Annotated in this window: 4 protein-coding genes; 1 reads left to right on the forward strand and 3 read right to left on the reverse strand. The window is 71.5% G+C overall.

The window, feature by feature from the left end; genetic code table 11:
* From VN520_RS14135 to VN520_RS14145, 3 genes are all read right to left on the reverse strand, one after another.
* On the reverse strand, nucleotides 1–625 hold a 625-nt coding region (locus VN520_RS14135), incomplete at its 3' end, for a 1-phosphofructokinase family hexose kinase (RefSeq protein WP_325747254.1).
* Between the two features lie 162 nt (nucleotides 626–787).
* On the reverse strand, nucleotides 788–1942 hold the full coding sequence (nagA, locus tag VN520_RS14140) for an N-acetylglucosamine-6-phosphate deacetylase (protein ID WP_325747252.1): 1155 nt from the start codon (nucleotides 1940–1942) through the stop codon (nucleotides 788–790).
* Nucleotides 1942–2835, reverse strand: a complete 894-nt coding sequence (locus VN520_RS14145) for an ROK family protein (RefSeq protein ID WP_325747255.1) — start codon at nucleotides 2833–2835, stop codon at nucleotides 1942–1944. Before VN520_RS14145 ends, nagA begins: the two co-directional genes overlap by 1 nt.
* A gap of 227 nt (nucleotides 2836–3062) precedes the next feature.
* Here VN520_RS14145 and VN520_RS14150 point away from each other — a divergent pair, with 227 nt between their 5' ends.
* Complete coding sequence (locus VN520_RS14150) at nucleotides 3063–4340, forward strand: ABC transporter substrate-binding protein (RefSeq protein WP_325747253.1); 1278 nt, start codon at nucleotides 3063–3065, stop codon at nucleotides 4338–4340.
* The last annotated feature ends 61 nt before the right edge of the window (nucleotides 4341–4401 follow it).

Consider the following 4401-nt stretch of genomic DNA (forward strand, 5'->3'; position numbering starts at 1 on the left):
GGCGGGCGTCGTGGGCGGCGCGCAGGGGTTCGCGGGCGCCGGTGAGCCGGGCGAGCTCGTCGGCGTTCGGTTTGACGAGGTCGGGGCGGGCGGCGATGCCGCGGCGGAGGGGTTCGCCGTCGGTGTCCAGGAGGACGGGTACGCCGGCGGCGCGGGCGAGCCGTACGAGTTCCGCGTAGGCGCCGACGTGGATGCCGGGAGGCAGGCTGCCGCACAGGGCGACGGCCTCGGCCCGGGGGAGCAGTTCGCCGAACGTCCGGAGGAAGGCCGTCCATTCGCCGGCGCCGATGTGCGGGCCCGGTTCGTTCAGCTGGGTGGTGTCGCCGCCGGCGCGGTCGACGACGGCCACCGTGCGGCGGGTGCTGCCCGCGACGGTGACGAGTGCGTCGGCGGGCGGGTGGGGGAGCGCGCCGAGGAGCTCGCGCAGGACGGCTCCGGTGGCGCCGCCGGTGAAGCCGGTGACGACGGTGTCGTGGCCGAGCGCGGAGAGCACCCGGGCCACGTTGACGCCCTTGCCGCCGGGGCGTTCGGTCACCTCGTGGACGCGGTGGCTGCTGTGCGGGACCAGGGCGGGGACGGTGTACGTCAGATCGAGTGCGGTGTTCAGCGTGACGGTCAGTAGCACCTGCACCGGCCCTCGTTCCTCGGTGGTCCCGTTCCCGCGCGCCGTCCCCCCGCGGCGCTCTCCTCGGCGATCATGCCAAAGAGGCGGCGGTCGTCCCAGATCCGTGGGAGAAACGCCGTCTCTTCGTTACGTGTTCAACCGGCCGCCCACGAAAGGCGGCCCTCACCCGGTGGAGGGCTCCACGATCCACTCACCCCGGCGCATGACGCCCTGGAGGGCGAAGTCCGCGTCCAGGACCACCAGGTCGGCGTCCTTGCCCGGGTCCAGTGAACCGACCCTGTCGTACAGGCCCAGCAGTCTGGCCGGGTTGGCGGAGATGGACCGGACGACGTCCTCGACGGGAATCCTGTCGATCGTCACGGCCCTGCGGAAGGCGGTGTCCAGGGTGAGGGTGGAGCCCGCGATCGAGCCGCCCTCCACCAGACGTGCGACACCGTCCTTGACCTCGACGGCGAGCGGTCCGAGCTCGTAGAAGCCGTCACCCGCGCCGGCCGCGTCCATGGCGTCCGTGATCAGGGCGACCCGGCCGGCGCCCGCGTGGTGGTAGGCGAGCTCCAGGGCGGCCGGGTGCAGATGCGTACCGTCGTTGATCAGCTCGACGGTGACCCGCTCGTCCTCCAGGAGGGCCGCGACCGGCCCCGGGGCGCGGTGGCCGATGGCCGGCATCGCGTTGAAGAGGTGCGTGGCGACGGTGGCGCCCGCGTCGATCGCCTCGACGGTCTGCTCGTACGTCGCGTCCGTGTGGCCGACGGCGGCGATCACCCCGTGCTCGGCGAGCAGCCGTACGGACTCGACGCCGCCGGGGAGTTCGGTGGCGAGGGTGACCATCCTGGCGCTGCCCCGGGCCGCGTCGAGCAGCTTGCGGACCTCGGCGGGGTCGGGGTAGCGGAGCAGCTGTTCGCTGTGGGCGCCCTTGCGGCACGGGGAGATGAAGGGGCCCTCGAAGTGGATGCCGGCGAGCTCGCCCTGCTCGACCAGTTCGGAGAGCATTCCGGCCTGGCGGGCCAGGAAGTCCATGTCGCCGGTGACGGTGGAGGCGACGACGGTCGTCGTGCCGTGTTCGCGGTGCGCCCGCGCTCCGGCCAGGACGTCCTCGGCGGTGCCGGTGGCGAAGGACGCGCCGCCGCCGCCGTGGTTGTGCATGTCCACGAATCCGGGGACCACCCAGTGGCCCGAGAGGTCGACGGTCCGGGCGTCGGCCCTCGTGCCGCCGGCGATCCGGGTGCCCTCGACGATCACCCGGCCGTTCTCGACGGTGCCGGTGGGAAGCACCACCCGGGCCCCTGCGAGGACCGTGCTGTCTGCGCGTCCGGCCATCAGGCGGATACCTCCGTGGAGAGTAGATCCCAGGCGAGCAGCCCCGCGCCCAGGCATCCGGCGGTGTCCCCGAGGGCCGCCGGGACGATGTGAGGCAGCTTCTGGAACGTGACCCGTTCCTCGACAGCCGCTCGCAGTGGTGTGAACAAGGTTTCCCCCGCCTGGGCGAGACCGCCACCGATGATGAGGGTGCGGGGGTCCAGCAGGGTGAGTGCGGTGACCAGTCCGGCGGCCAGCGCGTCGACCGCGTCCTGCCACACGCGCCGGGCCGCCGGGTCGCCCGAGGCCACGGCTTTCGCGCAGTCCGCGGCGTCCGCGGCGGGGTCGCCGGACGCGGCGGCCCAGGCCCTGGACACCGCGGCGGCCGAGGCGAGGGTCTCCAGGCAGCCGCGCTGCCCGCAGCCGCAGTCAGGGCCGTCCGGCCGGACCACGATGTGACCGATCTCGCCCGCGTAGCCGTGGGCCCCCGCCTCGATGGTGCCCGCGATGCCGATGGCGCCGGCGATGCCGGTGCCCAGCGGCACGAACAGGAAACGGTCGGCGCCCCGGCCTGCGCCGATCCGCCCTTCGGCGAGGCCGCCGGTGCGGACGTCGTGGCCGAGTGCGACCGGCAGGCTCCCGAGCCGTTCGCCGAGCAGCTCCCGCAGGGGCACGTCGCGCCAGCCCAGATTGGCGGAGTAGACGGCGATCCCGCGTTCCGCGTCGACGATGCCGGGCACGGCTACGCCCACGGCGGCGGCGCCTTCGCCCAGGTGCTCCTCGCCGTAGGCGTACAGATCCGAGGCGAAGCCCAGGATCGTCTCCACGACGGCCGTGGCGCCGTGCTCCCTGCCGGTGGCCCGGCGCGTCTCGTGGAGCAGGGTGCCGTCGGCCCCGACCAGAGCGGCCTTCATCGCTGTGCCGCCCACATCGAGGGCGATGACGTGTCTCACGGAAGACAGTTTCGCCCGACGACCCCTAAAAGGTCTAGTCCACTAGCGCGGTTTGTTGAGTACCCATACAAAACGGCCCTGCTAGATTGCCGAATCGATGCACCGGTGGTGTAGACCTCCGTGTGGACGTGAGGAAGGCTCGCGGATCCGTCGCCGGAGCGGCGGCGTCCGCGTCGAACGACGTAGGGATGGACAGGGCTGTGCAGCGGCGCTTTGTAGGTCTGACCGCGGCAGTGGCCGCACTCGGTATGACGGTGACGCTGTCGGGATGCGGCTCGGACACCGGAAGCGGTGACGTCACCCTGCGGATGGTGGCGGCCGACTACGGCACCGGTGCGGAGAACAGTTCCCAGAAGTACTGGGACGACGTCGCAGGGAGGTTCGAGAAGGAGAACCCCGGCATCGACGTCGAGGTCAGCGTTTACTCCTGGAAGGACGTCGACCGCGAGGTCGCCGAGATGGTGAAGGCCGGCCGGGCCCCCGACATCGCGCAGATCGGGGCGTATGCCGACTACGCCGAGGCGGGCAAGCTCTACACCTCCGCCGAGATGCTCGCCATCCGCACCGAGGCCAACTTCCTGCCCTCGCTCATCGAAGCGGGCGAGGTCGACAACAAGACGTACGGCCTCCCGTTCGTGGCGAGCACCCGGCTCCTCTTCTACAACAAGGGCCTGTTCGCGAAGGCGGGCCTCGGTGCCCCGCAGACCTGGGACGACATCCGGAGCGATGCCACCGCGCTCAAGCAGGACGGCGTGACCTACCCCCTCGCCCTGCCGCTCGGCCCGGAGGAGTCCCAGGCCGAGACCCTGATGTGGCTGCTCAGCGGAGGCGGCGGCTACACGGACGACGTGGGCAACTACGCCATCGACTCCTCGGCCAACATAGCCGCCTTCCAGTGGCTGAAGAACAACCTCGTCGACAAGGGCCTCACCGGACCCGTCGCCCCCGGGAAGCTCGACCGGGCGAAGGCCTTCGAGGCGTTCACCGAGGGTGAGGTCGGCATGCTCAACGGCCATCCGACACTGATGCAGGAGGCCGAGAAGAAGGGCGTCGAGGTCGGCATGGTCCCGTTGCCCGGGATCGAAGGGCCGACCAAGGGCTCGATGGGCGTGGCCGACTGGATGATGGGCTTCAAGCAGAACGGCCACCGGGTGGAGACAGGCAAGTTCCTCGACTTCGTCTACGAGGACGAGAACGTGCTGGCCTTCGCCGACCGGTACGACCTGCTGCCCGTGACCAGCAGCGCGTCCGACGCGATGGCGGCCGACAGCGCGCACAACCCGCTGCACCCGTTCCTGTCGGCGCTGCCGAACGCGCAGCTGTACCCGTTCGGCAAGACGTCGTGGGCGCAGGTCAGCGAGATGATCAAGGAGAAGATCGGCTCCGCGGTCGAGCCCGGCGGCAACCCGGAGGGCGTGCTCGTGGAGATCGGGTCCCTGGCCCGGCAGGCGGAGAGCACGGAGTAGGTAGGTTGGTTGATATGACCGCCCGCCCCCCTGACCCCCCTGACCCTCCTGGCCCCGACGC

The organism is Streptomyces sp. (assembly GCF_035563135.1).
Lineage (GTDB): Bacteria > Actinomycetota > Actinomycetes > Streptomycetales > Streptomycetaceae > Streptomyces.

Excerpts from the sequence above, each read along its gene's own strand:
- nagA (WP_325747252.1), bottom strand. The coding sequence starts at position 1,942 with ATGGCCGGACGCGCAGACAGCACGGTCCTCGCAGGGGCCCGGGTGGTG.
- VN520_RS14145 (WP_325747255.1), bottom strand. The coding sequence starts at position 2,835 with ATGAAGGCCGCTCTGGTCGGGGCCGACGGCACCCTGCTCCACGAGACG.
- VN520_RS14150 (WP_325747253.1), top strand. The coding sequence starts at position 3,063 with ATGGACAGGGCTGTGCAGCGGCGCTTTGTAGGTCTGACCGCGGCAGTG.